Annotated in this window: 33 protein-coding genes; 27 read left to right on the forward strand and 6 right to left on the reverse strand. The window is 64.1% G+C overall.

The genetic code is table 11. The features are described 5' to 3' along the window. Window positions 1-207: 207 nt before the first annotated feature. Together ATO4_RS25310 and ATO4_RS27505 are read right to left on the reverse strand one after the other, a co-directional pair. Window positions 208-1266: a type I restriction enzyme HsdR N-terminal domain-containing protein gene (locus tag ATO4_RS25310; RefSeq protein WP_083594687.1), complete on the reverse strand. Its 1059-nt coding sequence runs from the start codon at window positions 1264-1266 to the stop codon at window positions 208-210. Window positions 1267-1350: 84 nt separating this feature from the next. Then, entirely contained in the window at window positions 1351-2148 is a 798-nt protein-coding gene (locus ATO4_RS27505) for a S24/S26 family peptidase (RefSeq protein WP_176223170.1), read from the reverse strand. Window positions 2149-2629: 481 nt separating this feature from the next. Between ATO4_RS27505 and ATO4_RS25325 the strand changes: the two genes are divergently transcribed. Genes ATO4_RS25325 through ATO4_RS25345 form a run of 5 tightly spaced genes read left to right on the forward strand, consistent with a single transcriptional unit; the run spans window position 2630 to window position 6231 of the window. Further along, window positions 2630-3160, forward strand: a complete 531-nt coding sequence (locus ATO4_RS25325; RefSeq protein WP_139802692.1) for a hypothetical protein — start codon at window positions 2630-2632, stop codon at window positions 3158-3160. Beyond that, window positions 3157-3369 (forward strand): hypothetical protein, encoded by a 213-nt coding sequence (locus ATO4_RS25330; protein ID WP_083594695.1) that lies wholly within the window; start codon window positions 3157-3159, stop codon window positions 3367-3369. The genes ATO4_RS25325 and ATO4_RS25330 overlap by 4 nt, the downstream gene beginning before the upstream one ends. Continuing rightward, window positions 3366-4799, forward strand: a complete 1434-nt coding sequence (locus tag ATO4_RS25335; RefSeq protein WP_083594697.1) for a DnaB-like helicase C-terminal domain-containing protein — start codon at window positions 3366-3368, stop codon at window positions 4797-4799. The genes ATO4_RS25330 and ATO4_RS25335 overlap by 4 nt, the downstream gene beginning before the upstream one ends. Then, on the forward strand, window positions 4796-5683 hold the full coding sequence (locus ATO4_RS25340) for a hypothetical protein (protein ID WP_083594698.1): 888 nt from the start codon (window positions 4796-4798) through the stop codon (window positions 5681-5683). Before ATO4_RS25335 ends, ATO4_RS25340 begins: the two co-directional genes overlap by 4 nt. A gap of 41 nt (window positions 5684-5724) precedes the next feature. Continuing rightward, window positions 5725-6231: a hypothetical protein gene (locus ATO4_RS25345; protein ID WP_083594700.1), complete on the forward strand. Its 507-nt coding sequence runs from the start codon at window positions 5725-5727 to the stop codon at window positions 6229-6231. Window positions 6232-6277: 46 nt separating this feature from the next. On the opposite strand, the gene ATO4_RS25350 is transcribed toward ATO4_RS25345, so the two are convergent. After that, window positions 6278-6670: a VOC family protein gene (locus ATO4_RS25350; protein WP_083594702.1), complete on the reverse strand. Its 393-nt coding sequence runs from the start codon at window positions 6668-6670 to the stop codon at window positions 6278-6280. Continuing rightward, the gene (locus ATO4_RS25355; RefSeq protein ID WP_083594704.1) at window positions 6667-6927 is read right to left on the reverse strand and encodes a helix-turn-helix domain-containing protein; all 261 of its coding nucleotides are present in this window, start codon (window positions 6925-6927) and stop codon (window positions 6667-6669) included. Before ATO4_RS25355 ends, ATO4_RS25350 begins: the two co-directional genes overlap by 4 nt. 322 nt (window positions 6928-7249) lie before the next feature. On the opposite strand from ATO4_RS25355, the gene ATO4_RS25360 reads away from it, so the two are divergent. After that, window positions 7250-7654 (forward strand): hypothetical protein, encoded by a 405-nt coding sequence (locus tag ATO4_RS25360; RefSeq protein ID WP_083594706.1) that lies wholly within the window; start codon window positions 7250-7252, stop codon window positions 7652-7654. A gap of 130 nt (window positions 7655-7784) precedes the next feature. Here the strand turns inward: ATO4_RS25360 and ATO4_RS25365 are convergent, their stop codons facing one another. Further along, entirely contained in the window at window positions 7785-8063 is a 279-nt protein-coding gene (locus tag ATO4_RS25365; protein WP_083594708.1) for a DUF5334 family protein, read from the reverse strand. Between the two features lie 424 nt (window positions 8064-8487). On the opposite strand from ATO4_RS25365, the gene ATO4_RS25370 reads away from it, so the two are divergent. The 17 genes from ATO4_RS25370 (at window position 8488) to ATO4_RS25445 (ending at window position 20384) form a co-directional block, all read left to right on the forward strand. Continuing rightward, window positions 8488-8835 carry an AAA family ATPase gene (locus ATO4_RS25370; protein ID WP_083594710.1) on the forward strand — a complete coding sequence of 116 codons (348 nt, stop codon included), beginning with the start codon at window positions 8488-8490 and terminating at the stop codon, window positions 8833-8835. Beyond that, window positions 8835-9032, forward strand: coding sequence for a hypothetical protein (locus tag ATO4_RS25375; protein ID WP_083594712.1), 198 nt, complete (start codon window positions 8835-8837; stop codon window positions 9030-9032). The genes ATO4_RS25370 and ATO4_RS25375 overlap by 1 nt, the downstream gene beginning before the upstream one ends. Next, complete coding sequence (locus ATO4_RS25380) at window positions 9029-9562, forward strand: hypothetical protein (protein WP_083594714.1); 534 nt, start codon at window positions 9029-9031, stop codon at window positions 9560-9562. Before ATO4_RS25375 ends, ATO4_RS25380 begins: the two co-directional genes overlap by 4 nt. A gap of 229 nt (window positions 9563-9791) precedes the next feature. Next, the gene (locus tag ATO4_RS25385; RefSeq protein ID WP_083594715.1) at window positions 9792-10283 is read left to right on the forward strand and encodes a hypothetical protein; all 492 of its coding nucleotides are present in this window, start codon (window positions 9792-9794) and stop codon (window positions 10281-10283) included. Beyond that, window positions 10258-12150 carry a phage terminase large subunit family protein gene (locus ATO4_RS25390; protein WP_176223171.1) on the forward strand — a complete coding sequence of 631 codons (1893 nt, stop codon included), beginning with the start codon at window positions 10258-10260 and terminating at the stop codon, window positions 12148-12150. The genes ATO4_RS25385 and ATO4_RS25390 overlap by 26 nt, the downstream gene beginning before the upstream one ends. 5 nt (window positions 12151-12155) lie before the next feature. Then, complete coding sequence (locus ATO4_RS25395) at window positions 12156-13787, forward strand: phage portal protein (protein ID WP_139802694.1); 1632 nt, start codon at window positions 12156-12158, stop codon at window positions 13785-13787. Continuing rightward, window positions 13780-14061, forward strand: coding sequence for a hypothetical protein (locus ATO4_RS25400; RefSeq protein WP_083594721.1), 282 nt, complete (start codon window positions 13780-13782; stop codon window positions 14059-14061). The genes ATO4_RS25395 and ATO4_RS25400 overlap by 8 nt, the downstream gene beginning before the upstream one ends. A 10-nt stretch (window positions 14062-14071) precedes the next feature. Next, entirely contained in the window at window positions 14072-15127 is a 1056-nt protein-coding gene (locus ATO4_RS25405) for a head maturation protease, ClpP-related (RefSeq protein WP_083594722.1), read from the forward strand. 12 nt (window positions 15128-15139) lie between these two features. Beyond that, a complete protein-coding gene (locus ATO4_RS25410) occupies window positions 15140-15514 on the forward strand; it encodes a head decoration protein (RefSeq protein WP_083594724.1) in 375 nt (124 codons plus the stop codon). Continuing rightward, window positions 15468-16565 carry a major capsid protein gene (locus ATO4_RS25415; protein WP_210191141.1) on the forward strand — a complete coding sequence of 366 codons (1098 nt, stop codon included), beginning with the start codon at window positions 15468-15470 and terminating at the stop codon, window positions 16563-16565. Before ATO4_RS25410 ends, ATO4_RS25415 begins: the two co-directional genes overlap by 47 nt. A 72-nt stretch (window positions 16566-16637) precedes the next feature. Beyond that, entirely contained in the window at window positions 16638-16772 is a 135-nt protein-coding gene (locus tag ATO4_RS28770; protein WP_280940531.1) for a hypothetical protein, read from the forward strand. Between the two features lie 4 nt (window positions 16773-16776). After that, window positions 16777-17181: a hypothetical protein gene (locus tag ATO4_RS25420; RefSeq protein ID WP_083594728.1), complete on the forward strand. Its 405-nt coding sequence runs from the start codon at window positions 16777-16779 to the stop codon at window positions 17179-17181. Then, entirely contained in the window at window positions 17181-17921 is a 741-nt protein-coding gene (locus ATO4_RS25425; RefSeq protein ID WP_083594730.1) for a hypothetical protein, read from the forward strand. The genes ATO4_RS25420 and ATO4_RS25425 overlap by 1 nt, the downstream gene beginning before the upstream one ends. An 11-nt stretch (window positions 17922-17932) precedes the next feature. Further along, complete coding sequence (locus ATO4_RS25430) at window positions 17933-18133, forward strand: hypothetical protein (protein ID WP_083594732.1); 201 nt, start codon at window positions 17933-17935, stop codon at window positions 18131-18133. Continuing rightward, window positions 18133-19650: a hypothetical protein gene (locus ATO4_RS25435; protein WP_083594735.1), complete on the forward strand. Its 1518-nt coding sequence runs from the start codon at window positions 18133-18135 to the stop codon at window positions 19648-19650. Before ATO4_RS25430 ends, ATO4_RS25435 begins: the two co-directional genes overlap by 1 nt. Before the next feature lie 15 nt (window positions 19651-19665). Beyond that, on the forward strand, window positions 19666-20040 hold the full coding sequence (locus ATO4_RS25440) for a hypothetical protein (RefSeq protein WP_083594737.1): 375 nt from the start codon (window positions 19666-19668) through the stop codon (window positions 20038-20040). Beyond that, the gene (locus tag ATO4_RS25445; protein ID WP_083594739.1) at window positions 20040-20384 is read left to right on the forward strand and encodes a phage tail assembly protein; all 345 of its coding nucleotides are present in this window, start codon (window positions 20040-20042) and stop codon (window positions 20382-20384) included. Before ATO4_RS25440 ends, ATO4_RS25445 begins: the two co-directional genes overlap by 1 nt. 76 nt (window positions 20385-20460) lie before the next feature. Here the strand turns inward: ATO4_RS25445 and ATO4_RS25450 are convergent, their stop codons facing one another. Further along, entirely contained in the window at window positions 20461-20820 is a 360-nt protein-coding gene (locus ATO4_RS25450) for a hypothetical protein (protein WP_083594741.1), read from the reverse strand. Window positions 20821-20932: 112 nt separating this feature from the next. Between ATO4_RS25450 and ATO4_RS25455 the strand changes: the two genes are divergently transcribed. From ATO4_RS25455 to ATO4_RS27975, 4 genes are read left to right on the forward strand one after another with little or no spacing between them, the layout of a single operon-like run. Next, on the forward strand, window positions 20933-22885 hold the full coding sequence (locus ATO4_RS25455) for a phage tail tape measure protein (RefSeq protein WP_139802696.1): 1953 nt from the start codon (window positions 20933-20935) through the stop codon (window positions 22883-22885). After that, window positions 22885-23418, forward strand: coding sequence for a DNA circularization N-terminal domain-containing protein (locus tag ATO4_RS25460; protein WP_176223172.1), 534 nt, complete (start codon window positions 22885-22887; stop codon window positions 23416-23418). Before ATO4_RS25455 ends, ATO4_RS25460 begins: the two co-directional genes overlap by 1 nt. After that, the gene (locus ATO4_RS25465) at window positions 23418-23999 is read left to right on the forward strand and encodes a hypothetical protein (protein WP_083594747.1); all 582 of its coding nucleotides are present in this window, start codon (window positions 23418-23420) and stop codon (window positions 23997-23999) included. The genes ATO4_RS25460 and ATO4_RS25465 overlap by 1 nt, the downstream gene beginning before the upstream one ends. Next, window positions 23996-24148 (forward strand): hypothetical protein, encoded by a 153-nt coding sequence (locus ATO4_RS27975; protein ID WP_176223173.1) that lies wholly within the window; start codon window positions 23996-23998, stop codon window positions 24146-24148. Before ATO4_RS25465 ends, ATO4_RS27975 begins: the two co-directional genes overlap by 4 nt. The last annotated feature ends 1 nt before the right edge of the window (window position 24149 follow it).

Here is a 24149-nt window from a genome sequence, read left to right on the forward strand (position 1 = left end):
ATCATTGCTGCTAGAAATCGCGGGTTCCAAGCGTTGGAGTCAAACCACTAGGGTTTGCGCCGGGCACGACAGTCTCAGGCATGGGTGATGATCCTCCAGACGCAGGCGACGGCTTACAGCTGATCATCGTCAGCAGGAATCGTGGGTGATCCAAGTCGGTGAAACGGCAGGAGCATCGGCCGCGTCGAACGGAGCCACCACGCGGCGTCAGGTTCCATCTTCAGCATACCGGCGTGCTGTAGCCCGGATCCTATCGGTGAAGTCATAGATATGGTCCAAGGTGTCGATCCGTACCTTGTCTTCTTTGTCCCCATCGAAAAGGCCCAGGTACTTCGTGGGTCGATTGAACCAGAGGCGGACAAGAGGGCGCCGGTTGTTGTTGTCGACTAATATGCCGCAGTAGCTCTTTTGATCGCGCATTGCGATGCGATTGGTCGCAAGGACCTCTCGTGCGATTGCGCGGACAATCATGAAGGCTTCCTTCTCCTCTTCGGTCGTGATGATCTCGTCTTCGTCTGGCGAATTCGCTTCCTGCTCAACCTCGACAGTGTTTGTACTCTGTAGTGCACTCGTTATCCGACTCTGCACCATATCTCGGACCAATTCTCGAAACGCACTCCTTACCATCGGTGTGAACTGATCTCTCACGGCCGCTGTGAAGCGACCGTCGTAGATATCGGCTATGACAATGCGGACGAACTCCTCCGTCGGGTCATCGGTTAAGTTACTAATAGTCCGCTTAAGAGCCGAAGTATATTTGAGACGATTTGCAGATTGGAGTACGCCCTCGACATCAAATCCGTCCTTGGCAAATTTCTTGAGTTCGGGAAGCAGGTTGGAATTCAGCTCCGCCAGGTCGAACGTTAGAAAAGGACGATCGTCTAGCCTATTCGGGGCTTCGAGGTCTGTGTGAAACTGGAACGTCCGGCCATTGGTAAGGATCGCGAATTTCGCGTCCGTTACCGAAAAGTAACGGTAGAGCTGGGCAAGGTGCTGCTTCTCAAGAACGCACGTGAGCGGCTTGCACTCGATAAGGATGCGGATGGCGCCATCAAATTTGATCGCGTAATCGACCTTTTCGCCCTTCTTTCCAACGGCATCCGCAGTGAACTCGGGAATCACTTCCGATGGATCAAACACATCGTAGCCCAGCGCCGAAAAGAACGGCAGGACGATAGCGGTCTTCACTGCCTCTTCGGTCAGCATCGCACTGGAGTGATTTCGAATGCGATCGGAAAGACCGCGCAGTTTATCGTCGATGCTCATACAGACGTCCCCCGCTCAATGCCGTACAACCAGAGGATTCGAATTAGAGGGAAAAGGCAATTGGTAATCGCGTTCGCCAGCGGCCTATGGCAACCTCATTTGCGAAGCGCGCCACGGCGGAATGATAAAATCAACATGGGAAAACCACTCAACTCGGCGGTCGGAGAGGGTCGGTCCGTTGATGCTCTCAAGATCGAAGAGGCCGGGCTCGGAACCACGCAGCAGCCGTTTCAGCAGGACCTGTCCATCATATAGGCCGACGACGATTACCTGCCCGATCATGTCTGGCAACGGCAATGCGTGGCGGTCGCTGTAGAGGACGATCGAGCCATCGGCGAGATATCCCATTGATCCACCGTGGATCTCAATCGCTACTGTATTCGCAGAGGATCCCCTAGGGCGAGGGACATGACCAAAGTGTGATTGACCATCAGCGTAGGCGATCGCGCCGTCCGTCGCGGCGCCTGCCCGGCCGATGATCGGTATAAGGTCCTCGTTGGAATCTTCAGGGCCTTCCTCACTGAGAAGCCACCCCGTTGTCGTCTGGAGGACTGGCGCCAGCGCAGCAATGGTGCGCGTCGATACACCCTCGCGTCCCTCTTTCTCGATCGCACGCCGCATATTGCGGATCGCGTCCTTCGAGAGGCCAGCCCTCTTCGAGGCGGCTGACGCACTTAAGCCGACCACTTCTAAGCGCTTTTGAACTCTGGCTAGAACGTCATTGAGCATGGGGCGGTATTCAAACCGCTCATCTCGCCCAGCGAAAGCGGTAAGATTGCCGTTGACAGATGCGGTATTATTACCGATAACGGGATCATGATTGCGATCTCGAACCTTCTTGCTGTCGCCGGTGCATTTCAGGCTGCGACCGGCCTCGATCAATCAACCGTCTCCTGGCGCGCGCTCGGGGACGTTCGGAAGCTTGCTGCACTCAGTTCCGGCAAGGACATCCAAGTCACTCGGTATGAGAAGGCCATGATCTGGTTCTCGGTGAACTGGCCGCAGGATTTGAGTTGGCCCATTGGTGTCGATCGGCCGAAGGTCGCCCTGGTTGGTGACGAGGTTACAGCGTGACAAAAATCGCACCTGATCATGGCGCCTTGGCAATTTGGATGATTGCTGGAGTCATTCGCGCGCCTGCCGGCCCATCCTGGCCGGTCCAGCGTCATGTTCTCAAGACACCTCGGCTGCATTGGCTTCCTCCGCTTGGCTGCGCGCTACGATCATCGGATTTCAGGTCCCCTAAGAGCGCGCTCCCTGACCATGCTGCGGTGATTTGGCTGAGGCCACGCTCATGGCTGACGTTGGTACTGTGTACCCACGGCGAGATGCGGTCACTGGCAACGTCTCGGTGGTATTCCCGATGAAGCCGATGAAGCGGCGGCAGGGGCCGCACGAGGTTCTGGCGCGACTGGTGGCGCAGGTCGGCGAGAGGGAAGCGGGGGACGAGCGCCTCGGCGTCCCCGAGGTCGCGGCCTTTCTCGGCATCGCGCCCGGCACACTCTACAAGCATCTCGATCCGGATCAGGCCGGCGACATCAGCTACACCCGCACCCGGCAGATCACCGAGCGGTACGGCGTCGGCGCCGCGGCCGAGGATCTGGCGCAGGCGGCCGGCGGCGTGTTCGTCAAGCTTGAGCAGGGGCCGGCAGGCGAGGGGCGGTGGTACCGCACGCTCCGCGAGATCGTCGACGGCCTCAACACCGTGGTCTGCGACCTGACGACGGCGCTGGAGGATGACGGCGACGTCGAGCGGGACGAGGTGGTGGCGCTCCGCATGCGCGAGCATGTCGCCCGCGCCGTCACCGATCTCATCGCCCATGACCTCCAACTGAAGCAGATCCTCGACGAGGACGGCGCATCCGTCGTTCCGATGCGGAGGGCCGTGTCGTGAGCGTCGTCCGGTTCCCATCGATCGAGGAGCGCGCGAACGAGGCGTTCCAGGACTATCTGGCGGCGCGGGAGAAGGCCGAGGTCTCTCGTGATCTTCAGGACGGTATCGCGGCCGGCCGCGCCTGGCGCCGCTTCCTCGACATCTTCATGACCGGGGATCAGCGCGAGGCGCTGTCCGACGGCTCGGCTTCGACGGGGCGCTCGGCATGACGATGATGCAGGATCGCAGCTTTGTTCCCGAGGTCGAGCAACAGCTTCTCGGGGCACTTCTGACGGGCAGGGGGCTTCCGGCCGTTCGCTCGTTCCTGCGCGAAGAGCACTTCATCGAAGACATCCATTCAGCAATCTACGAGGCGATCTGCCAAGCATTCGATCAGTCGGGCGCGACGCATGCGCCCGTGGTGGGACCGCTGATTCCACCTCGCGTCGACGACGCGCTGAAGAACGGGCTCGGGATCACGACGAGCCAGTATCTGGCATCGATGCTGGCTGACACGATTCATGGCGGCGCCACGATCACGAAGGCTGGCCGCGCGGTCGTCGAGCAGTGGGCGCGCATCAACTTCGCCCGGACGCTCGAATCATCCGCTGCGGCGGCGCGGGAGCCATCCTCATCGATCGGCACCCTCCTAAAATCGACCGGTTCAATGATGGAAGAGATGGCGACGGCCATTCGGGTCGCCGGCTCGCGCCAGACGCGGATGACGGCCGGGGAGGCGGGAGACGCGGCGCTGGCCGCCGCCCGCCGTGCGATGGAGAGCAAGGGAGCGCTCAGCGGGATATCCTGGGGTCTCGCCGATGTCGACAAGGACACCGGCGGCATGCAGCGCCGGGATCTCATCCTGATGGGCGCTCGCCCGTCCATGGGCAAGACCAGCGCCATGACGTCGATCGCGCTGTCCTCGGCGCGGAAGGGCCATGGGATCGGCATCCTCTCCCTTGAGATGGACTCGGCCAAGCTGACGGCCCGCGCGCTGTCCGACCTTTCCCTGCCGACGCACCAGCCGATCGAATATGTCGACATCATTCGCGGCAGCCTCGACGAGGCGCAGTACCTGCACGTCGAGAAGCTGAACGGGCAGCTGAAGTCCCTGCCGATCGAGATCGACGAAAGCCCGGTCAACACGTTCGACATCCGCATGAAGATCGAGGGCATGCTGGAGCGCTTTGAAAAGCGTGGCTGGCCCCGCCTCGAATGCCTGATGCTGGATCATCTCGGCTTCGTTCAGCCGGGCGCCGCCTATCGGGGCAATCGCAACAACGAGATCGGGGAGATCACCCGGGCGCTGAAGGACTACGCGAAGGAGTACGACATCGCGTTCCTCCTCCTGTCGCAACTCTCCCGGCTCGTGACGACCCGCGAGAACAAGCGACCGCAGCTCTCCGACCTCCGCGACTCCGGCAACATCGAGCAGGATGCGGATGTCGTCATCTTCCTCCATCGCGAGGCCTACTACCTGGAGCGCTGTGAGGAGACCGACGCCGACAAGGACATCGCGCGCCTCGACCGTCTGGAGCAGGAGCGCCACCGGCTCGAATTCATCATTGCCAAGCAGCGAAACGGCCCGGTCCGCACCATCAATCTGTGGTGCGACATGGCCTATTCCGCCGTCCGAAACGGGGATCGATACCGGTCATGAGCAAGCAGCCCTGGATGAAGTTCTTCCCTGCAGACTGGCGCGCCGATCCGGCTTTGAGAACGTGCAGCCTCGCCGCCCGCGGACTGTGGATCGAGATGCTGTCGATCATGCACGAGGCGAATCCCCGCGGTGACCTCGTCATCAACGGCCGAGCTGTCACGGCCCGACAACTCGCGGCGCTGTCGGGATCGACCGAAGCGCTCGTTGTCGAACTGCTCGCCGAACTCGGCCAGGCTGCCGTCTACTCGAAGCGGAAGAACGGCGTGATCTACAGCCGGCGGATAGAACGGGACGAGAATCGGGCGAGAAAACTGAGAGAAAACGGCAAGATGGGCGGCAATCCAAGTCTCTGTAAACGCTCACAGAACGAGGCTTTGGATAACCAACCGGATAACACCCATATTCCAGAAGCCAGATGCCAGAAGCCAGAGAAGAACTCTCTCGGTGCATCCGCACCCCGTGAGCCGGCTCCGCCGGACCGCTTCGAAGAATTCTGGCAGGCCTATCCGAAGCGGGAGGGAGCAAACCCGAAGAAGCCAGCGCGAATTCGGTTCGACCAGCTCGTCCGGCGCGGCCACGATGCCGATGCGATCGTCGCCGCGGCACGGAAGCTCGCGGCCCAGCATCCCAAGCCAACCCGGTTCGTGCCTCAGGCCATCACGTGGCTCAGCCAGGAGCGCTACGCCGACGAGAACGTCGTGCAGCTGCCTCGGCCCGCCGCGGCCGAGCAGTGGGGCAAGCGGCTGGAGCACGCCCGGCGGACGCGGCGCTGGCCTGTCGACCAATGGGGCCCACTGCCGAACTCTCCCGGCTGTCTGGCGCCTCCGGATCTGGTCGAGGACACGGACGGCGAAGGCTGGGAAGAACGGCGAGACGCAGCCTGACACCGGCGCCGCAGACCGAACGATCACGAGGGTAGGATTTGATGGCCAAGACGAAGCAGGCAGCACGATCGAAGCGGGTGGAGGACGATCAGCCCAAGGGTGGGATGGACGGCGCTGTGCTCCATGTGCGGCGCCTGCATACCGGCACGCAGCAGGTGCTCACGCATTCGGTTCGCTGCCGGCCAGGAACCTTCGAATGGCGGTATGGCCGAGAGGGGAACGAGGGACTGTACCATGCCGGGTGCGACTTCGCGCGCGTCTGGGAGCGGGCTGGTATCGCGTCGGCTGGCTCATCCAGCCTGGTTGAGGGTGGTGGCGGCAACGGTCAGTGGAAGGGCCTGCCCGACGGCCGCTGCGTCGCCATGGACGAGGTGAGGGAGGTCGTGCGAGAGATCGGCAAGCTGACAGCGGCGCGCATGGTCAGCTACTGCGTTGAAGGCTTCAAAACGTCCGAGATCGCTGGCCGGTTCGGGATCAGCGAGAAGGAGATGGCGGCAGTCCTGCACATGGATTTGCGGACGCTGGCGATCCATTACCGGTATCTGTGACGGGCTTGAGGGATCACCCCCGCCGCGACAACGGTGCCAACGCCTTCTACCTGTTGTTCATCTGCACAAGCTGGATCAGGTTTCCGCAGGTGTCATCGAAAACAGCCATGCGAACCGTACCCGCATCCATCGGGTCTACCGTGAACTTGACGCCAAGGGCGCGCAGTTTTTTATACTCAGCGTCCAAATCATCAACCTTAAATGAGGCGGCGGGTATGCCATCTTCGACTAGGGCATTCGTATAGGGTTTCACGGCAGGGTGGTCGCTCGGCTCCAACAGCAGCTCAGTTCCGTCAGGCGCTTCACTCGGTACGACCGTGAGCCAACGGTTCTCGCCCAAAGGCAAGTCGTGCTTCACGATGAAGCCAAGGGTTTTGGTGTAAAACTCCAACGCCTTGGACTGATCGTCTACAAAGACGCTCGTGACATAGATTTTCATGGCTTTGTTCCTTTCTGAAGATGTTTATGAAGCCATTCATCCGCCGCCTCTCGTAGCGGCGTGAGGTCGAGAGAGTGACTTTTGGTTCGGCCCGACCAAAAAATGCGGACCAGTCCGGCTTTCTCCAGCATATCGAGATGTTGGGTTACCGCCTGTCGGGAGATGGCCCTTTCACCTTCTGGGACGGCCACGACACAAATCTCGAAGAGTGACTGGCCGGGCTGCTCACGCAGCCGATCTATGATCCGGCGACGGATAGGGTCGGCTAGCGCCTTGAAAACTCGGCAAGCTGTTCAGCATTCATGCAGACCAATGTGCAATAAGGTTATTGCATGTCAACCAACAGTGGGCCTTCCGCCATCCGCAGTTCGCGCAGGATGTTTGTCGCCAGCTCGTCTCGGCGCTTAGAGCGCGAGCGGCGGCGTTGGGATGAGTTGACTTTCGGACCAGAACAGGTATCTGTGATTTCAGGCGTCGCATAGCGACCTCCGGCGGGAAGAGACCCGCCATTTTTTTATTTGCTCTCCGGATTCCCTTCGATCTAGACTCTGCCTGTCCCAGGTATGGTCGAGGTTGCAGATGTTCCTTGTGCGCGAGCGTGACTCCAAGCGATACCTCGGGATCTTCACCGCCCCGGCTACGGCCTCCCTGTGGGACATGGTCGATGCCCATGACGACCCATGCGACTATGAATGGGCAGAGATCTTCCGCGGCGGCTTCATCTTTCGCCATCCTCGTCCGCTTCTGAACGACATGGTCGGTGAGGACGATGAGTTCACCGACGAATGGGACGGCCCCTTTCCCGACGCGAAGCTCAACACTGACGAATGGATGGATTCCGAGCTCTACTTCGGTGATCTCAAATGGGTGCGGTTCGATTTCGCGGACGTGGGCGATGGTGTGTTCGCCCGGATCATCGAAACCCTTGAGGAACGCGACGCGCTGGCAGGCTCGGCGAACAACGACAATGGTCGTTCCGGCTGACTGCAGTGCGCCGATCTCGATGAGCGGCGCGAGCCGCGACACGTTCCTGCGATAGATGAGCCCGCCCGTCGTTGCTCTCAATGACGGGCGGGCAATGCAAGAGGCGGCCGTGATGCGCGCCATGCAGCGGCTACTCGCCGTCCTCCATCTCGAAGGTGCGGTACTCGCCGGTCTTGTTGTCGTAGACCTCGACGTCAACCGAACTCCCTGAGCGGTTGATCCCTTCAACGGTGACGTCGTGGTACTCGCCCGTCGAGTGGTCGTACACCTCGATGTCGAGGCCCTCCCGTACGAGATTCCCCCGGTCAATCTCGACTGAGTCACCAGAGTTTGTATCTACGCCGTCCCAAGCAAGTGCGACGCCATGCGTGCAGAAGATTGCCAAGAGGGCGATGGACAGATGGCGCAACGCGGTTCCCCTCTCGCTTCAGTGACAATGAACGGTGCCGGCACTTCGGTCCATGTGGCAGCACTGACCCGGAGGCGAAGACCTTCGGCAGCCGCCTCCATGGGCAGACGCGACGGTCGTGAGACCGAATAAGGCGAGCGTCGCGACTATGATAGTGGACTTCATGCCATCTCCTTTTGGTTGCGGAAGAAGACTGGCGCAATTTTGAGGAAAGAGCAATCGCGTGTGAAAGCCAACCCTGAGGCGCATTGCGCCCAGGGAGGCGCGGGTAGTTCTTGGCGCGCCTGGTACAAGACAGCCAGATGGCAGAAGCTCCGCGAGGAGGTCTTCGTCAGGGACGCCTACATCTGCCAGTGAACCGGCCCTAAGCACCAGAGGCCCGGCCATCCGCCGGGCCTTCAGCTTCGCCACGCGGAACTATCCCATGCAGCGTCTCGTCGTGATCTCCGGCCCAGCGAACACGGGCAAGATGCCCCTCGCCAAGCGTCTCATGGCCGAGGATCGCTCCCTCATGTGCGTCCATCGCGACGACATCCGGGCCGCGCTGGTCAACCCGCTGGACGAGGGCCACATCACGCTCTGCATGGGCGCGCTGGCGGGGATGCTGCTGTCGCTGGGCTCCTCGGTCATCGTCGGCGCGTGGAACCTCGATCCGGAAGATCGGCAGCTGTGGACCCGCATCGCGGCCGACCATGGCGCGCCGATGGCGTGGCTTGACGTGCGCGAGCCGGACGTGGCGGCGCTGATCCCACCGATGGATGTGACGGCGTGATGGTGTGCAAGGCTTATCAGAGGCGGCGCCGGCTTCTCGCCGCGGGCCACGCTAAGGGCGGCGTGATCGGGGCGGTGAAGACGGTCCCGGCCATCCTGCGCGACGTGCGCCGCGGTGAGGCCGATCATGGCAGCGCGGTGCCGATCTATCGGCAGCCGGTGGTGCGCGAGACGAAGCCGGGCGGGGCTGGGCAGTGACCGTCGAGTTCAAGATCGACAGCGCCGACTTCGCGCGGCTGTCCAAGGCGTTCCATCAGCTTCCGGCCCATATGCAGGAACAGGTGATGGCGCGGGCCTACGGGCGATCGCGCTCGGTGGTCGAGCGGACCTATGCGCAGCTGGCCTCGGCCCGCATGGATGTCGCCCAGAAGCACATCAAGGCGAGGATGCGGTCCTACATCACGCCCGACGCCATGATGCTGGTCGTGAAGTCCCAGCAGATCCCGCTCGACGAGATCGGCGGGAAGCAGAACAAGCGCGGCGTCGCCGTCCCGTTGCGTGGCACCTATCGCTCGGCCTTCATCGCCAAGGGTGGAAAGGGGGCTGGCCGGATCCTGAAGCGCAAGGGCTCGGCCCGCTATCCCACCATGCGTCTCTTCGGCCCGAACCCGGCGGGCGAGGCCACCCGCAACCCTCCTGTGTACGAGGACATGTTGGGCGAGATCGCAAGGGGCGTGTTCTTCCAAGAGATGGCACGAGGCATAACGTACATGCTCGGCCGTCTCTGAGGCATCAGGCGGCTGCAGCACCACGCGGCATCGTATCTAAGCCGCACATATCGTGATGCATAAATGTGACACTGCGACATTTTTGCACGTGACATTTATGCACCACTGTGCCAAACCGTGACAAATCTGCAACGAAATCAAGGGACCGTCTGGGCGAGGCAAGGGCCTGCGGTGCGGGCCGCGCGCGGAATCCCACTAGATTTCAACGCTCAAACGGGGAGGTCCGCCAATGGCAACCATTGGGGAGGCTGCGGCGCACCTTTTCATGGACGAGCGGACGTTCCGAAAAATCGTTGATGAGGGTGTGATCAGCCGGGCGCTTCGCAGCTCCTATGATCTCGATACAGTCCGAGAAGAGTATGTTCGGCATATCCGAGAGGTTGCCGCTGGCAGGGCAAAGACAGGCGACCTTGACCGCGCTCAAGAGGCGGCCCGAAAGGACAAGGAACTTGCCGACAAGTATGCGCTGGAAAATGCGCAGAGCCGCGGTGAGCTGATCCCACGGGAAGAGGTGTCGACCGCATTGGCCTCGTGCTTCTCGCGGGTCCGAGGGAAACTGCTCTCGCTTCCGACCAAGACGGCGGCATCGGTTGTCGGAATGGATGACGTGAAAGCGATCCAAGCGAAATTAACGGTCGCTGTTCATGAGGCTCTCGCGCAGCTTGCCGGAACTGTCGTCGCCGGAATATCTGAGGATGAAACTCGGGCCGACGGCGACTGACGCCGTTCGAGAAGCATGGCCAATATTCGCGCCTCCTCCGAAGCTGACTATTTCAGAGTGGGCGGATCGGGAGCGTCGACTTTCTCCTGAAGCTTCTTCGGAGCCAGGGCGGTGGAGCACAGAGCGCGCGGAGTATCAGCGCGAAGTGATGGACGCAGTAAGCGATCCTCGCGTTCACACCGTGGTCATGATGAGTTCGGCGCAGGTCGGCAAGTCCGAGATCCTGCTGAACGTCATCGGCTTCCATGTTGATCAAGATCCGGCGCCGATTCTGATCGTGCAGCCTTCGCTTGAGATGGGGGAGGCTTTTTCGAAGGATCGTATCGCGACTATGGTGCGCGATACCCCCGCTCTAGCAAGGAAGATTGCCCCTGTTCGATCACGGGGAAGCGGGAATACGATCCTGCATAAGACCTTTATCGGCGGTCATATGAGCATTGTCGGCGCAAATGCGCCGTCCGGTCTGGCGTCCCGCCCGATCCGGATTGTCCTAGCCGACGAGGTGGACCGGTACGACGAGAGCGCCGGCACCGAAGGCGACCCTGTCAACCTGGCCGTCAAGCGAACCACGACGTTCTGGAACCGCAAGGTGGTTCTGGTCTCGACGCCCGGCATCAAGGGGCTGTCGCGGATCGAGCGGGCCTTCGAGCAGAGCGACCGCCGCCGTTTCCATGTGCCCTGCCCGGACTGCGGTCACGAGCAGGCGCTGAAGTGGGCGCAGGTCCACTGGTCGAACGAGGACGGGAAGCACAAGCCGGAGACGGCACACTACGCCTGCGAGGATTGCGGCTCGCTGTGGACCGATGTCCAGCGCTGGACCGCGATCCGGAAGGGCGAATGGAAGGCCGAGGGCGAGTTCACCGGGGTCGCCGGCTTTCATCTGAACGAGCTTTATTCGCCATGGCGCCGGCTGTCGGAGACGGTGACGGACTTCCTCGCCGCCAAGGGCGCGCCGTCGCTGCTGAAGACGTGGGTCAACACGGTCCTCGGCGAGACGTGGGAAGACGAGGCGGAACGGCTTGAGGCGGAAAGCCTGCTGACCCGCGGCGAGAACTACGGGCCGGACGACGTGCCGGAGTGGTGCCATCTCGTCACGGCCGGCGTCGACGTCCAGGGCGACCGCATCGAGGCCAGCCGCTGGGGGTTCGGCGACAATGACGAGAGCGGGCTGATCGAGCACGAGGTGTTCATGGGAGATCCGGCCAAGCCGGAGATCTGGGACGAACTCGACGACTGGCTCAAGGCGGTCTGCCTGCGAACCGACGGGGCCCGGCTGCGGACCCGCGCCGCCTGCGTCGACATGGGCGGCCACCACACCCAAGAGGTGCTGAAATTCTGCCGCGACAGGCGGGGCCGCAAGGTCTTCGCGATCAAGGGTATGGACGGCGTCCGGCCGATCTGGACGCCGAAGGCGAGCAAGTCGAAGCGCGGCGCGATGCCGTTCTATGCCGTCGGCGTCGATACCGCGAAGGATGCGGTTTATGGGCGGCTCCGGATCAACCCGGCGAAGGACGGCGCACCAGCCCCGCGGGGCTATGTCCACCTGCCGGAAACGGTCACGGCGAGCTATGTCGCCCAGCTGGTTTCCGAAGTGGTTGTGATCGAGCGCTTCAAGGGGCGCCCGAAGCGCAAATGGAAGCTGCCGAGCGGCGCGCGAAACGAGGCGCTGGACTGCGCCGTCTATGCGCTCGCGGCGAAGGAAAGCTTCGGCCGCAGGATGCCGAGGACTGTCGTCGAGGCGGCCGAGGTCGTGGTCGAGCCGGTGGCTGAAGAGCCAGAGGCGGAAACCGCATCAGTCGAGACAGTGGTTGCGGCGAAGAAGCCGAGCCTGTTCGAGCAGAGAAGGCTCCAATGGCGGAACCGATGACAGCGATGGCGAAGCCGCGCGTGCGGGTCCAGGCCGGAAGTGTGGCCTTTCCCGCGGCGGCCGTCGCGCCGGCGGCTCGCCCGACGATGCGCTATCTCCGCGATACCGGATCGGCGGTGCTGACCTCGCGCTGGTCGTCGCTGCCGGACTCCCGGCGTGACATTCAGTGGGCATGGGACCGGGCCGCAGCGCTCGCCGCGGACTTCATCCACAACTCTGGCCGGCTGAAGGGCGCGGTCGATCAGGTCAAGGCCGACACGGTCGGGACGGAGCTGAAGCTCAACGCCCAGCCCGACGTCGATGCCATGAAATGGACCGCGGCCGATCGCAGCGACTGGAAGCGGCTCGTCGAGCGGGAATGGCGGCAGTGGTCGTGGAACCCGGCCGAGTGCGATCACCGCGGCAAGTTCACGATCCCGCAGATCATCGACATGAGCCTCGGGCATCACGTCGCGTTCGGCGAGGCCTGCGGCGCGCTCGGCTACATGCCGGCGGCGACGCGGCGGCGCTACAACATCAGGACCGGGATCAAGGTCTCTGCGACCTCGCCGGTTCACCTCGTGCGCGACACGAACGAGTTCGAGGGGCTGATCCAGGGCGTCATCCACGACGAGAACGATCGGCCGCAGGCCTACCGCCTGAAGATCGATCGCGGCGGCCTCATGGAAACCCGGGACTATTCTGCCCGGGACGCCTTCGGGTCGGCGCTGTTCTATCACGTGTTCGATCCAAAGGATCCGCACGACGTCCGGGGCATCTCGGAACTAGCGCCGGTCATGAAGACCTGGGCAATGTCCGAAAAGCTGGACGACGCCACGCTTCAGACCGCAGTGCTTCAGACCGTGTTCGCCGCGACGATCACCAGCCCGGAACCGAGCGAGGCTGCATTCCAAGCCATCGAATCCCTGTCGGATTTCGAGATCGGCGGCGAGCAGATCGGCCAAGCACTCGCGGCCGACTTCTACGGCGCGGTCATGGCGAGGCTCGACGCGGCGCGAGAAGGCCGGGTCGCGATCGGCGACAGCCAGATTAACCACATGGGGCCCGGCGAGAAGCTGGACTTCCACACGGCGGCGACGCCGGGCGAGCGCTACCTGCCGTTCTCGATGCATCTGCAGCGGATCATGGCGCGATGCATCGGCGTGACGTTTTCGAGCTTCACCCTCGATCATTCGAACGCGACCTATTCGTCCGTCCGGATGGAGAACGCCTCGATCTGGCCGGTGGTGATGCGCCGGCGCGAGCGCATCGCGGCGCCGATCTGCCAGGCGATCTATGAGGCGTGGCTGACCGAAAGCGTCGTCGAGGGGCGGATCCTGTTCAAGGGCGGCGTGGCGGCTTTCATGGCGAACCGCGAAAAGGCTTGCTGGGCCGAATGGGTCGGGCCGCCGGCGCCGACGGCAGACGATCTGAAGAGCGCCAAGGCGGCGACGGAGCGGCTGGGCAACCGGACCTCCTCGCTGGCGATCGAGAGCACGGCGGTTGGCTACGACCCGCAGGACATCGCGCAAATGCGGGCCGAGGACATCGCGCTCTATGAGGGGCTGGGCATGGGCGATCCCTATGTCCCGGCCAAGCTGGCAGTAGCAGAGCCCGCGGCAGAAACCGCCATCGAAGGAGCGCCGGCCAATGGCTGACCCGATCCTCGTCGGCGGCGTCTCGGTCGACCCGGACGATCCGTGCGCCCTCTGGCAGGCCCTCTACAACGTCAAGCTCCGGTTCATCTCCGGGGAACGGGTCGAGGAAGTCGAGATCAAGTCGGCGATCACCAACCGCCGGGTCCGCTACGGCAAGTCGGACATGACCGGGATCGACGCCGAACTCGCCCGGCTGCAGGCGCTCTGTGCCGAGAAGACCGGCGGGCTGCGGCGCCGCTACGCGAAACGCTTCCGGTTCACGCCGAGCTGCTGAGGAATCCACCATGCCAGTCATCGCCAACGGGTCGCACCTGTACCTGAACGGTACCGTGGGTCTCGACTATTTCGACGATTATTTCACCTATCCAGAGGTCGTGACGGCTCTGGCCGCGATCGATGATGACTCGGAGCTGACGGTCCACCTGAACAGCCCGGGCGGCTATGTGGATGACGGGTCGTCAATCAGGAACGCCTTCGCGGCTCGCGCCGGCACCACGACGATCGTGATCGAAGGCATGGCGCTTTCATCGGCATCGCTGATCGCGTGCGGCGGCGACCGTGTCGTGATGAATCCCGGCTCTGTCTACATGATCCACGAGCCGATGGTCTCGCTGCTGTCGGCCAATGCTGCCCGGCTGCGCACTGCTGCAGAAGAGCAGGCGGCGTTCACCACCACTTTCGCCCGCGTCTACTCGGCTCGCTCAGGAAAGCCGGAAGACGAGATCCGAGCCATGCTGGCAGCCGAGACGTGGTTCGACCCGGAAGCTGCGGTCGCGGCCGGGTTTGCCGACAGCGTCGGCGGCAAAGTCATCAAGATCGAGGCCAAGGCCACGGCCTTCGATTACGGGGCCTATGCCCATGCGCCGAAGCGCCTCGTCGCGCTGGCGAAGAAAAAGGATTGGCGCCTCGACGGCGCCACAGCGGCGGCCCCGCCCGCCACGCAACCCCGGCAAAACAAGGAGACATCCATGTCGGAGAATAAGGACGGCGGGGATATCTCCGCCAAGCTCGAAGCCGCCAAGGCCGAAGGCGCGAAGGGTGCCGTCGCCGCCTACCAGGCACGGCGCAAGGCCGTCATGGCCTTCGATGAGACGAAGGGCCGTGAGGGACTCGCCGAGCACCTCATCGAGACGGAAATGTCGGACGAGGCGATCAAGGCGACGCTCGCCAAGGCGCCGAAGGCCGAGGCTGCTCAACAGGAGCCGGCGGCGCCCACCGTCGAGGATTACGCGAAGGCTCGGATGTCCGGCGGCGTTCCGCAGCCCGGCGGCCAGCCGGGCACCAAGTCCACCGGATGGGGCGACGTTGTCGCTTCCGCCAACAAGCGCCGCGCGCGCTAAGGGGAACCGAACATGGTTACGCTCACCGACACGCGCCAGGCGACGGCGCATTATCTCGTTTCCGAGGCGAACGGCATGTACCGTTCGCGAGAAAAGGTGACCATCGCGTCCGGCGCTGGTGTGCTGAAAGCAGCCACCGTTCTCGGCAAGGTCACGGCATCCGGAAAATACGTGCAGTTCGATCAGGACGGCGCCGACGGGTCGCAGACCGCCGCCGGCATCCTGTGGGAGGGCTGCGATGCCACGTCGGCCGACGTCGAGAGGGTGATCACCGCCCGCGACAGCGAAGTCGTCGCCGAGCAGCTGATCTGGCCGGACGACATCATCGACGCCGAACGCAATGCGGCTCTCGCTCAACTTGCCGCTCTCGGCATCATCGCGCGCTGACGCCCGAAGGAGAAAACACGACATGACTTCGGTCTTGAATATCTTTGACCAGGATGCCTTCGGCGTCGTCGAGCTGAACGAGGAAGTCGTTCAGAAAATCGACTACAAGCCGCAGCTTCTCGGGTCTCTCAACCTCTTCCGGCCCATCTATTCGCGCTCGCGCTTCATCGCGATCGCGAAGAAGGAAGGAAAGCTGGCTCTCATCCCGACGTCCCAGACCGGTGAGCCGCCTGAGGAGCTGAACCTCAAAGGCTCCGACGTCAGGCCTTTCAAGACCAAGCGCCTGGCCGAGGGGTCGACCATCTATGCCGAGGAGCTCCAGGGCGTGCTCGGGATGCCGATGGATATGGCCGTTCGCGATATGCAGGCCGAGGTCGTCGATCGCATGGCCGATATTCAGGACGACATGGAGCTGACCTGGGAGCATCAGCGGCTCGGCGCCATCCAGGGAATCGTCTACGACTCCGACGGAACGACTGTCCTCGAAAACTGGTACACGAACTGGGATATCACGCAGCCGACCGAAATCAACTTCGCGCTCGGAACGCCGGGAACGAACGTTCGCGGCAAATGCAAGGAAGTCGAGCGCGGCATGAAGACGGCGGCGAAGGGCGTCTGGACGCCTTCGACCGAGATCCACGCCATCGTCGGCGACACCTTCTACGACGATCTGATCTCCCATCCGAATGTCGAGAAGTTCTATCTCCAGTGGGCTGCCGCGGCCGACCTGCAGACTGCCGGAGCGGCCTACGGGGCATTCTCCTTCGGCAACATAACCTGGCACAACTATCGCGGCACGGACGACGGAACGAGCATCTCGGTCGGTACCGACAAGGCGAAGTTCTTCCCGGTCAATGCGCGCGGTGCGTTCCAGGTCGGCTGGGCCCCGGCCGAATTCGAGCCCTACGTCAATCAGCGCGGCAAGGAGAAATACGGCATGATCCTGCCTGATCCATCCGGTCGCAACGCCTTCCGCCGCGTCGAGATGTACAGCTATCCGCTGTTCATCTGCACGCGCCCGGAAATGCTCTACTCGGCTCGCGGCCGCTAAGGCTTCGCGCGGGGGAAGTAAGGCGGCCCTTCGGTGGCACGTTCAGCCACCGGAATTTGATGGAGAACATCGATGGCAAAGATCAAGGTTGTTTCGGCCGGGTACTATAACGGCGTGTTCCTGCGCCCGGGTCAGCACTACGACTTGTCTGAGAAACCGCCGAAGGCAGAGGCAAAAACGAAGCCTTCGATCAGCACCGGTTCCTGAAACCATGAGCTTCTCCGCTCATCTCGCCGCGGCGGACCTTGTGCTCGCCGCGGCCTTCGACGAGACCGAATTCGAGGCGGTCAAAATGCACCGGGCTGCCGGCGCAGCGCGCGGGTCCGAACCTGTTCCGGATCCCGACGTCTTGCCGCTGCCCTTCATGGGGACGCTCGACTACGAGCCGTCCTCGACCGGGCTCGGAACCAGCAACCGCACCGCGCCGGACGATCGGGCGCCGCGGCGGGTGACAACCATCCTCGCCACCGCTTTCGTCAGCGCCCTCGCATGGATGCCCAAGACCGGCGACCGGTTGCGGCGGGTCTCCGACGACACGCATTACCAGATTGTCACGGTCGACGACGACGAGACCGGGCGCGTCGGCTTTTGGCTGAACAGGATCGGAACCGCCTGATGTTGACGGCCGAAGCCCTGCGGCTTGCCGCCTATGAGGCGCTGTGCCCGACTGCCGCGCTCGCGGCTGGCACCGGCTTCCCGACATTGGCCGGCGACCGCGTCTTCGATTCCCGCGGGATCGGCGTCGATGAACTCGACGACAGCCTCGTCTATACCCCGTCGATCAGCCTCTACACCGAGGACAAGAAGATCGAGCGTCGCGGGCCGATGACGTCGGCCGGGCCAATCGGCTTTGCCTCTGCGTCGCTGGCGGTGGTCTGCGATCTCGCCGTCTCGGCCACGGACGAAGGCGAGACCTCCACCATGCCGCTCGCCGGCTCCGATCCCAAGGCGCGGCTCGTGCTCGCCTCGCTCGTCGCCCAAGTGCGGTATGTGCTGGCCCGGGGCGAGACGGCGGCGGGCTTCCGGATGGTCTCCAAGGTGATCACCGAGATCGTCATCGAGCCCTTCATCCTGCCGGAGATGGGACTGCGCTGGCACCGCGAAATCATGACGCTGCGCTGCGACATCGCCGACGACGACTTCGGCTCGACCGCGCTGCCGACCTCGGTCGAGCGGCTGCGCCTGGCGCTTCCCGCCGCCTCCTATGCGAGAGGCCGGCTCGACGATCTCGCCACCTATTTCACCGCGCCGGCGGCCCCCGTGCCGCTTGCGACCATCGGCCTTGTCGCGCCCGTCGGCGCCGGCGATGCGCCGCAGGATCCGGGCGACACGCCCGACGCCGTCGTCACCTTCTGAAGGACACCCCAATGGCTCTGAAACGCTACCGGCTCGTCAACAGCGACGAGCGGCTGCCCTATCGCGGCCGCGAGTTCCGCGCCGACGGCGAGACGATGGAAGACAGCGAGGCCTTCACCCGCCGCCTTCTCAAGGAAGGCTGCATCGCAGAGATCGAGCCCGCCGATGACGGCGGGGATCGCAAATCCACCAAGAGCAAGGGAGCGGCCTGATGGCGATCGGCTTCAATAGCATTCCGGGCAACATCGTCGCCCCCATCATCTCCTTCGAGGTGAACTCCGGCGGCCAGTTCGAGAGCCAGTCGCGGCTCGTGCTGCTCGGCTACAAGACCACCGCCGGCTCGCTGGCCGTGGACACCCTGACGCCGGTCCAGACGATGCGCGAGGCGGTGTCGCTCTGCGGCAAGGGCTCGATGCTTGCCGAGATGTTCCGGGTCGCCCGGGCCAACGCCCCGGCGCAGGAAATCTGGGTCGGCGCCGCGACGGAAGTCGGCACCGCCGAGATCCGCACCATCACGGTCGCGAGCGTTCCGGCTGCCGGTGGCGTCGGCGTGATCCAGATCGCGGGCCGCACGCTGCAGGTGGAGATTTCCGCCGGCGATGCCGTCGGCGATGTCGCGGCCGCGCTGAATGCCGCGATCAACGCCTATCAGGATCCGCTCACCCTGGCGGCGCTGCCCTACACCTCCAGCGTGATCGGCGCCGTCGTGACCCTGACGGCCCGCCACAAGGGCGCGATCTTCGGAACGGTCGACATCCACGCGCCGACGACGGTCGCCTCCAACGCCTTCGCAGGCGCGGCCCTGACCTATGCCACCACGACGCCGGGCGCCGGCGATCCCGATCTCTCCGGCCTCCTGGCGCAGTATGCCGACGATCCCTTCGACTGGACGGTTTCGCCATGGGCGGACGACACCAACTTCGCCCGCTACCTGTCGCTGATGAACGATACCTCCGGGCGGTGGGCGTGGAACCGGCAGGCCTATGGCCACGTCTTCGCGGTCAAGACGGCGTCGACCTCGGCCATGACCACCTTCGGCCTGACGAAGGACACGCGGCACGTCTCGGTCATCCCGCAGATCACCAGCGCCGGCAACGCGACCCCGCCCTGGGAGTTCGTCTCCGCCGAGGTTGCCCGGCAGGTGCCGTGGCTGTCCGACGGCGCGCTCGGCAACGTCTCGCGCAACCAGACCGGCCTTGAGGTCCAGCAGGTTCTCGCGCCGCGGGATCGCTCGCTGTGGCTGAACGACTACGCCACCCGCGACGCCTTCCTGACCTCCGGCATCTCGACGTGGATGGTCCGTTCTGACGGTGCGGTGACGATCGACAAGACCGTGACCATGTCGCGCACCGACGGCGCCGGCAACGTCGACACGACCTTCCGGGACATCCAGAAGATCGGCCAGGTGATCTATGCGCTGCGGCGCTTCCGGGCCCGGCTGCAGTCGGAGCACGGGCAGAAGGGCATCGCCAATTCCAACCCGGGCGATCTCCTGGCGATCACGACCGTGAAGGACATCAAGGCGACGATGATGGAGACGGCGGCCGAGATGCCGGGCGTGCTCGACAACATCGCCGAGTTCGCCGATCGCCTGGACGTCCAGCGCAACGCCGACAATCCGAACCGCGTGGATATTTTCGCGCCGCTAGACATGATCAACCCGCTCGACGTGATCGCCGCCAACGCGACGATTTACAGCGAGTACCGGTCTCAGACCGTCGCCGCCTGAAGAAGGATCTGACCCATGGCAGGAAACAATTTCGGCGGCGAGATGCGGATGCGCGGCTCGTCGGGCACCGCTTACACGCTGCGCTCGGCGGTGACGATGAACCCGGCCGATCTCTCGACCGAGGCCATCCGCAACCAGAACGGCATCAACTCCTACGCTGCAGCGCTTCGGGCGCCGTCCGCAGAGCTGACGCTGGAGGATGTCGGCGACAATCTCAGCGACATCCTGCGCGCCGGCAGTCAGGACATCTACATCGTCGAGGAGTTCTCCGGCGTGACGCATGTCTTCGTCAGCGGGCGCATCACCGGCGACGCCCAGGTGAACCGTGAGAACGGCGAGCTGACCGGTCTGATGATCCAGTCCGACAGCTACCGCAGGATCACCGGCTGATGTCGGAGATCGTCGTCACGCTGTCGCGGCGCTACGACCACGGGTCGAAGCCCTTCGACGAGCTGCGGTTCCGCGAGCCGAAGCTGAAGGACCGGATCGCGCTTGGTCCGCCCTTCGAAGTCATCCGCGATCAGGCCATCTGGGACGACGCGGTGGTGTGGAAGTATGTCGATCGCCTGCTGATGGACGTCGCACCCGGCGCCATCCAGGACCTCGACTATGCGGACGGCGAGGCGGTTTACTACCGGTTTCGCGATTTTTTTATCGATGCGAGTCCGCTGTTCGTCAAGCGGACATCCTCGTTTTCGGGTTCCGGTGGGACGCCGGCACCGTCGGCGACATGACGCTCGACGAGATCGCCGGCTGGTTCGAGCGTGCTGCGGCATGGAGGGAAGCCGGACGCGGCAAGTGATCCGGCTCTCAGTCCGGCGTCCCGATGGGCCGCGTCGACTGCAGGCGCCGGAAGTAGTCGTCGGACGTCTGCCGCTGACGTGGCGGGCTGGCTGGCTCGGTCGCGATCGGCTCCGCAGCGGACGGGGCCGTCACCCGTGACCGGGCGATGTGCCCAAGGGCGGCGTGAACGACCGGCGCGGCGCAGAGCATGAAAGCCCCGAAGCCGAAGACGAGAAGATGCATCGGTTGCGGTGAGAGCGCCCCCGATACCGCGCCGAAGAAGATCAGCACGACACCGCCAATGAACAAGAGAAGATGCGGCGCGCACCAGGCCAAAGCGAGACCTGCGAAGGCGATGATCGCGGCGGCCATCTGGATTTCTTCCATGTCGATTGTCTCCTCAAAAGCTTTCGGGCGATAGGGCTTTACAGTGGCAAAAGACATCGAAGCCCGTCTCAAGCTAACCGCGATCGACCGGACGCGGAAGGCCTTCGACAGCGTGTCGAAGAATCTTGATCGCGTCGACAAGAAGTCGGCGCAGATCGAGAAGCAGAACTCGCTCCTTGGCCGGGCCGAGCGCGGCATGGCCGGCTATGCCCGCACGGCGATGATGGCGGCGGCGCCGGTGGCCGCGGCGTTCGGCGCCGGCGACACGCTGAAGACCGCGGCGCAATTCGAGACGGCACTGGTCGGCATCCGCAAGAAGGGCGACCTGTCGGCGCGGGCGCTGGAAAAGGTCAAGAGCGAGATCCTCGGCATCGTCGAAAGCGGCCAGGTGGCGATGAACCCGGCGGAGATCGCCGAGGCCTACCAGCGCGGCATCGCCTCCGGCATCCCGATCAACGAAATGCGCGACTTCGTCGTCCTGTCGGCGCAGGCGGCCGACGCCTGGGAGATGACCGGCGAGGCCAGCGGCAACGCCTTCGCCGGCTTCAAGGAAAGCCTGAAGCTCACCCAGAGCGAGATGCGGCCCTTCGCCGATCTGATCAACACGCTGGCCGATGCAGGCATTTCCGACGAGCGGGACATCGTCGACTTCCTCGACCGGACGGGCGCGCAGCTCAAGGACATGGGGATGTCCAAGGAGAACATCGCGGCGCTCGGTGGCACGCTGCTCGACCTGAAGATGCCAGCAGAGCAGGCGGCGACGGCGATGAACGCGCTGTCGACGAAGCTGCTCAACCCGAAGAACACCAAGGCCTCGATGCAGGCCTTCGACAAGCTCTATGGCCGGACGGAGAATTTCACGGAGCTGATGAAGGAAGACGCCAACGGCGCCCTCATCGACTTCCTGAAACGGCTCCAGAGACTCGACAAGTTCAAGCGCACCGAGCTTCTCACGGACATCGTCGGGCTGGAACACGCCAGCAAGGTCAACCGCCTGGTTTCGTCCCTCGATCTTTTGCAGACCCGCATGGCGACGGCGAACGACCCGTCGCAATATGTCGGATCGCTCGGCAAGGGCTACCAGCTCAAGCTCGACACGCTGGAATCGAAGTGGAAGGTGTTCAAGGCCAATCTGGAGAAGCTTCAGATCGACCTCGGCGACCTGATCATCGCGCCGGCGGGCGATGTCCTCGGCGACGTCACGACGATGGTCAACCAACTGGGCTCGGCGATCAAGGGCGTCGAGACATCTTGGGCCGCGCTGTCGACGGCGATGGGCGGCAATAAGTCCGGCGATTTCGACGGGCCGCGCACGCTCTGGGACAAGATCAACGATCCCTGGGGCGTTGGCGCCCAGCAGGACGCTGACGCGATTGCGGCGAAGACCATCAAGGCGCTGGCCGACAAGAGCCCGAAGTCAGGGGCTGTCGGCGCCATGGGCGCCCGTGACATGGGCGGCGTCGGGCTCGGCAAGGCGCTGGCGACGTCGACCGTGGCGCTGCGGCGCGCCAACGGGCTATCGCCGACAGGGCAGAGGCGAGACCTCGACGCCATGAAGGCGAACCGTGCGCGCATGGGCGTCTCGGATTCCGACGTCTCGGATTACTACAAGCAGCGCTACGGCAAGACGGTCGACCCGGGCGCCATCGCCAAGCCGGAGCCGAAGTTCACGCCGCGGGTGATGATGCCGGACTTTCCCGGGCGTCATGGTGGCACTCCGGTGCCGCAGCCGGCGCCCCGGCCCGGGGCGGGGTTCGACGAAAGCCGGCTCAAGATCGAAGACCCGGAGATCCAGGGCATCGACCAAATGCGCGCGGCGCTTCTCGAAGGTGGCGCGCAGCTGCCGGCGAAGGGCGCCGAGGCGGGCGCGGCGTTCTCCAATGCGGCTGGCGCGGCTCTGAACTCGCAGGCCTCGGCGGCGGGCGCGGCCTTCGGCGGAGCGGCGGCTCGGGCGTTCAACTCCAGCGTATCGGTTCCGAGCGCCGGCAAGACCGGGCGGCTGCCGGGCGCCAATAAGGCTTCGGCCACCACCATGCCGGATGCCGGCCAGCCAGGGGGCGGATGATGGTCGACTGGTCCCGCGCCTTCCGCAACGGCGGACGGGCGTCCTTCAAGGGCGCCGGCTTCTGGGTCGAGATCGACGAGCTGCAGGGCGGGCGCCGGGTGGCGGTGCATGCCATCCCCGGCGGGTCTCACCTGTCCGAGGACATGGGGCTGCGCGAGGGCATCTGGCGGCCGACGGCCTATGTCGCCTCGGACGGCGTGATCGGCGAGGGCAAGCGGCTCGAAGCCGTCTGCAATTCGGAAGGGCCGGGGCTCCTGTCCCTTCCGATGGACGCCGTCTTCGCCCATTGCGACGGGTTTCGCCGCAACCGGGACAAGGATAAAAACGGCTTCATCGCCTACGACATGATCTTCATCGCAGCGGGATCGGACGGGGCTGCGTCTCCGTCGCCTGGCGCGGCGATCAGCGCTTCGTTCTCGGCCGGGCTGTCCGGCGTGTCGCTGTCGGTCGGCGTGTCGGCTTCGTTCTCGGCCGCGGTCGGGCCGCTGTCGATCGGGGCTTCGGCCAATCTCTCCGCAGGGGTTTCGCTCTGATGTCCTGGGTCTTCGATCTCCTCGGCGCCCATGTCACGGATGCGGACGATTCCGTCGTGCTCCGGCGCAAGGCCATCGCCATTTCGGCGGGCGGCGCGGCGGGGGCCGAGGCCTATCTGACGGTCTGCCGGGAGCTGGGCGAGGCCGCGGCCGATCCGGCGGCGCTGATCGACGCGCTGCGGCGGCGCGAGGAGACCGGCGTCGTCTATCGGCTGGGCTTCCTCGTGACCTGGTGCGCGGCGGTGGTGCGGGCGGACTTCGAAAGCCGGCGCGATGCCGTCGCGGCGCGGTCTCTGCTCGCGGCGCGGGCCGACGCGGACTATGGGCCGATCGCGACCGCCTTCGGGGCAGACGTCTTGGAATGGATCGTCTCGCTGGTCGGGACGGCCATCTTGCAGATCTCGGCGCTGGCGGCGGACAAGAGCCCCGTGGTGCGCGTCGAGACCAATCTCTCGCTGCCTGCCAGCGTCATCGCGTGGGAGCTTTACGGCGACCCGACGCGCGGCGCCGAGCTGGTGCGGCGCAACCGGGTGTCGACGGCCATGCTGATGCCGGTCTCGATCGAGGCTCTGTCGTCATGACAGCACACCTCATTGCGACCGCCGCGCTGTTTCTGGCAGCAATCATCGTCGGCCTCGCCTGGGTGTGGCGGACCTACCCGGACAAGGTGTTCTGCGCGATGATTGGGACCGCTCTCCTCGTCGCCTTCGTCGGGCTGATCGTGATCTGAC

The sequence above is a fragment of the Aurantimonas sp. 22II-16-19i genome (assembly GCF_002088275.1).
Lineage (GTDB): Bacteria > Pseudomonadota > Alphaproteobacteria > Rhizobiales > Rhizobiaceae > Jiella.

Bases quoted from the DNA above. Each gene is read 5' to 3' on its own strand.
- ATO4_RS25400 (WP_083594721.1), top strand. From the start codon at position 13,780: ATGGCTGACCCGATCCTCGTCGGCGGCGTCTCGGTCGACCCGGACGAT.
- ATO4_RS25440 (WP_083594737.1), top strand. From the start codon at position 19,666: ATGGCAGGAAACAATTTCGGCGGCGAGATGCGGATGCGCGGCTCGTCG.
- ATO4_RS25450 (WP_083594741.1), bottom strand. From the start codon at position 20,820: ATGGAAGAAATCCAGATGGCCGCCGCGATCATCGCCTTCGCAGGTCTC.
- ATO4_RS25375 (WP_083594712.1), top strand. From the start codon at position 8,835: ATGGTGTGCAAGGCTTATCAGAGGCGGCGCCGGCTTCTCGCCGCGGGC.
- ATO4_RS25415 (WP_210191141.1), top strand. From the start codon at position 15,468: ATGCGGCTCTCGCTCAACTTGCCGCTCTCGGCATCATCGCGCGCTGAC.
- ATO4_RS25465 (WP_083594747.1), top strand. From the start codon at position 23,418: ATGTCCTGGGTCTTCGATCTCCTCGGCGCCCATGTCACGGATGCGGAC.
- ATO4_RS25370 (WP_083594710.1), top strand. From the start codon at position 8,488: ATGCAGCGTCTCGTCGTGATCTCCGGCCCAGCGAACACGGGCAAGATG.
- ATO4_RS25395 (WP_139802694.1), top strand. From the start codon at position 12,156: ATGGCGAAGCCGCGCGTGCGGGTCCAGGCCGGAAGTGTGGCCTTTCCC.
- ATO4_RS27975 (WP_176223173.1), top strand. From the start codon at position 23,996: ATGACAGCACACCTCATTGCGACCGCCGCGCTGTTTCTGGCAGCAATC.
- ATO4_RS25430 (WP_083594732.1), top strand. From the start codon at position 17,933: ATGGCTCTGAAACGCTACCGGCTCGTCAACAGCGACGAGCGGCTGCCC.
- ATO4_RS25390 (WP_176223171.1), top strand. From the start codon at position 10,258: ATGAAACTCGGGCCGACGGCGACTGACGCCGTTCGAGAAGCATGGCCA.
- ATO4_RS25310 (WP_083594687.1), bottom strand. From the start codon at position 1,266: ATGAGCATCGACGATAAACTGCGCGGTCTTTCCGATCGCATTCGAAAT.
- ATO4_RS25350 (WP_083594702.1), bottom strand. From the start codon at position 6,670: ATGAAAATCTATGTCACGAGCGTCTTTGTAGACGATCAGTCCAAGGCG.
- ATO4_RS25345 (WP_083594700.1), top strand. From the start codon at position 5,725: ATGGCCAAGACGAAGCAGGCAGCACGATCGAAGCGGGTGGAGGACGAT.
- ATO4_RS25360 (WP_083594706.1), top strand. From the start codon at position 7,250: ATGTTCCTTGTGCGCGAGCGTGACTCCAAGCGATACCTCGGGATCTTC.
- ATO4_RS25385 (WP_083594715.1), top strand. From the start codon at position 9,792: ATGGCAACCATTGGGGAGGCTGCGGCGCACCTTTTCATGGACGAGCGG.
- ATO4_RS25420 (WP_083594728.1), top strand. From the start codon at position 16,777: ATGAGCTTCTCCGCTCATCTCGCCGCGGCGGACCTTGTGCTCGCCGCG.
- ATO4_RS25445 (WP_083594739.1), top strand. From the start codon at position 20,040: ATGTCGGAGATCGTCGTCACGCTGTCGCGGCGCTACGACCACGGGTCG.
- ATO4_RS25435 (WP_083594735.1), top strand. From the start codon at position 18,133: ATGGCGATCGGCTTCAATAGCATTCCGGGCAACATCGTCGCCCCCATC.
- ATO4_RS25335 (WP_083594697.1), top strand. From the start codon at position 3,366: ATGACGATGATGCAGGATCGCAGCTTTGTTCCCGAGGTCGAGCAACAG.
- ATO4_RS25340 (WP_083594698.1), top strand. From the start codon at position 4,796: ATGAGCAAGCAGCCCTGGATGAAGTTCTTCCCTGCAGACTGGCGCGCC.
- ATO4_RS25325 (WP_139802692.1), top strand. From the start codon at position 2,630: ATGAAGCCGATGAAGCGGCGGCAGGGGCCGCACGAGGTTCTGGCGCGA.
- ATO4_RS25405 (WP_083594722.1), top strand. From the start codon at position 14,072: ATGCCAGTCATCGCCAACGGGTCGCACCTGTACCTGAACGGTACCGTG.
- ATO4_RS25410 (WP_083594724.1), top strand. From the start codon at position 15,140: ATGGTTACGCTCACCGACACGCGCCAGGCGACGGCGCATTATCTCGTT.
- ATO4_RS25460 (WP_176223172.1), top strand. From the start codon at position 22,885: ATGGTCGACTGGTCCCGCGCCTTCCGCAACGGCGGACGGGCGTCCTTC.
- ATO4_RS28770 (WP_280940531.1), top strand. From the start codon at position 16,638: ATGGCAAAGATCAAGGTTGTTTCGGCCGGGTACTATAACGGCGTGTTC.
- ATO4_RS25425 (WP_083594730.1), top strand. From the start codon at position 17,181: ATGTTGACGGCCGAAGCCCTGCGGCTTGCCGCCTATGAGGCGCTGTGC.